This is a genomic window from Marseilla massiliensis (assembly GCF_016899855.1).
Classification (GTDB): domain Bacteria; phylum Bacteroidota; class Bacteroidia; order Bacteroidales; family Bacteroidaceae; genus Prevotella.
On record NZ_JACJJG010000176.1, the window covers coordinates 1 to 2,401 of the forward strand.

The window sequence follows — 2,401 nt, forward strand, 5'->3', positions numbered from 1 at the left end:
GGAGAGTAGGAGGCCGCCTTTTTTCAAGTTAATAGAGTATCCCCGCGAGGAGTTTTCCTTGCGGGGATACTTTTTTTTGCCCATAGGGCTTATTGGCCTTATCAGCCCAATAAGCCCTATGGGCCCAATCAGGTAAGCCTAATAAGTCCAATAGGCCTAATAAGCTCAATATGCTGGATGGGGCTGAGAGAGCTAATATGCCAACTGATTAGTAGGCCGTATGGTAGTTAATAAATGCTTGTGACCTAATTAGTTTAATAAGCCTTATGGGCAAATGAGGCAGGCAGTTATTTATGGATGTTAGGCGTACTATTATAAGGATTTTATTTGAGTAAGGCTTGACACAGTGCGTTTAGTATAATGATAATTGAGTATAAAAAAGTTGGCCATAACCTATTTATTGATGGTTTATGGCCAACTTTTTTATTTGATTCTGTTTCCTGTCAGAACTGTTCGAGTATTTCTATGCGTTTTTTCGTGTCAGGATGGGTGCTGAACAGCGAGCTGAAGAAGCTGGTAAGTCCTGGAGCGAAATGCTGCGGATGGATGATGAACAGTTGCGCAATGTCGTCACGTTTGACATTTTCAAGTCCAGGGTCGCCTGAAATTTTGCGTAACGCCGAGGCGAGCGCAAGCGGATTACCGCATAGTTCGGCACCACCGGCGTCTGCCATGTATTCTCGTTTGCGTGAGATGGCAAAGCGTGTGAGCAGCGTGAACAGGTAGGCTACGGCGCAGCACAGGGCGGCAATTATAAACACTACAAGCATGGAGATACCGCTGCCACGGTTGTCTTCGTCGTTGCTGCTGCGATGGCTCATGCCGCCAAACCAGAAAGCGTTGTACATCATCTGTACCACGAGGCTCATTATTGTTGACACTATGCCGATGAATATTATGCTTGTGATGAGCAGTCGGGTGTCGTGGTTGCGTATGTGCGTCAGCTCGTGGGCTATTACTCCTGCCAATTCGTCGTCGTTAAGGCGGTTGATGATACCCGTTGTGAGTGTCACTGTATAGCTTTTTTTGTCTATTCCGCTGGCGAAAGCGTTAAGCTGCGGGTCGTTGACGATGTTTATTTTCGGCATGTCCATGTTGCATGCGATGCACAGGTTTTCGACGATGTTGTAAATCCTCGGGTTCTCCTTGCGTGTTATTGGACGTGCCCCCGTGGCTGCGCGCACCATTGCCGTGTTGGAAAAGTAGGCTATTATGAACCATGCGCCGACGCCGGCGATTACCCATGGCAGGGCGTTTAGGAAGTAGTGGTTTACGATGTCGGCGTCAAGATGGCGCACGATGTTGCCGTATTGGTCATAAACGCCGTTGCCGAAATAGTTTACCAATGCGAGAAACACCCAAATCATGCCGAGTATTATGACCGGAAACAGGAGCAGCAACATGGCGGTAAGCATGTTGTTGCGCCGTATCTGGGTGTACATTCCTACATATTTCATTGTGCTTTTGGGTTAGAACTTTATTTCTGGAGCCTTGTCGTAAACTGCACGCTCTTCTTGTGGAACCTCGAACATCGGCTCCTTGCCGAACTTAAACATCTTTGCGAAGATGTTTGACGGGAATGTTTCCACGGCGTTGTTCAGTTCGCGTGTGGTTGAGTTGAAGAAGCGGCGTGCTGCTGCCAGCTTGTTCTCGAGGTCTGACAGTTCCGTTTGCAGGTGCATGAAGTTCTGGTTTGCCTTGAGGTCAGGATATGCCTCGAGCGACACCTTCAGGCCGGCCAGCGCGCTGGTAAGCGCGTTCTCGGCGTTGATTTTGTCGTTAATGCCAGTAGCTCCCATTGCAGCGGTGCGGGCTTCGGTGACACGTTGCAGTACCTCACGCTCGTGTGTGGCGTATCCTTTGACGGTAGAGACGAGCTGTGGTACGAGGTCGTGCCTTTGTTTCAGCTGCACGTCGATGTTTGCAAAGGCGTTCTCGCGGTTGTTTTTTAATTTCACGAGGTTGTTGTAAAGGCTTACTCCCCAGATGACGAGCAGCACAACTACTACTAAAATGATAATTGCTATTGCCATAATAAAAAAATAATTGGTTTTGTTTAAATATGAGAACAAAGATAATGCCATTTCCCGACATTCACTACTTATTTATGATTTAATGTAAAACTTTTTGCTTTTTATTCTTTTCGATACGTTTGCTTTGCAGTTGTGTCACATGCGGCATGGCGCATATCAGACGGTAAATAGGCAAACAACGTGTAAATGTCGTGTGGGGCTTGTTGACTGGAGGTTTTGCAAAATGTCTTGTCCTGGCAAAAGTTGACACATTTATGAACAATTAAAAATGTGTAAAACAATGCGAAAGAGTCCAACAAAGTACAGCGAGGAGTTCAAATTGAGCGTCCTTCGTGACTATTACTCGTCAGGCATGAGCAAGCGCAAGT

At 46.9% G+C, this 2,401-nt stretch carries 2 protein-coding genes; both read right to left on the reverse strand.

Annotation, left to right across the window (positions count from 1 at the left end; all coding sequences use genetic code 11):
• Positions 1-443: 443 nt before the first annotated feature.
• Positions 444-1,457 carry a M48 family metallopeptidase gene (locus H6A34_RS14080; RefSeq protein ID WP_205106028.1) on the reverse strand — a complete coding sequence of 338 codons (1,014 nt, stop codon included), beginning with the start codon at positions 1,455-1,457 and terminating at the stop codon, positions 444-446.
• Between the two features lie 12 nt (positions 1,458-1,469).
• The gene (locus H6A34_RS14085; protein ID WP_205106029.1) at positions 1,470-2,033 is read right to left on the reverse strand and encodes a LemA family protein; all 564 of its coding nucleotides are present in this window, start codon (positions 2,031-2,033) and stop codon (positions 1,470-1,472) included.
• Positions 2,034-2,401 lie beyond the last annotated feature (368 nt).

Excerpts from the sequence above, each read along its gene's own strand:
- H6A34_RS14085 (WP_205106029.1), bottom strand. The coding sequence starts at position 2,033 with ATGGCAATAGCAATTATCATTTTAGTAGTAGTTGTGCTGCTCGTCATC.
- H6A34_RS14080 (WP_205106028.1), bottom strand. The coding sequence starts at position 1,457 with ATGAAATATGTAGGAATGTACACCCAGATACGGCGCAACAACATGCTT.